A 260-nucleotide genomic window follows, 5' to 3' on the forward strand; every position below is an offset into this window, starting at 1 on the left:
TGATGGATTGGATACAGAAGAAGGTTTTTCTGAAATAGTTATAGCTTTAGTTTCAGCAGTTGGAACAGATTTAAGTCGATTCATTAATTTAATGTCAGATGAACTAGAGTTATATGACTTTAAACCTGAAGTTATTCGAGTTTCCTCCGGTTTCTTGCATGCACTGCAGCCTGTACCCGAAGGTTTATCAAAACTAAAAACTATCAATTACTTCATGGATCTTGGCAATGAATATCGTCATTTGACTGAAGATAATGCAG

Annotated in this window: 1 protein-coding gene; it reads left to right on the forward strand. The window is 35.0% G+C overall.

The window, feature by feature from the left end:
- Nucleotides 1–260: hypothetical protein (locus tag SB773_RS32795; protein ID WP_410594577.1), on the forward strand; the 260-nt coding region annotated here is incomplete at both ends.

Source organism: Bacillus sp. SIMBA_074, from assembly GCF_046534555.1.
GTDB classification, from domain to species: Bacteria; Bacillota; Bacilli; order Bacillales; family Bacillaceae_G; genus Bacillus_A; species Bacillus_A mycoides.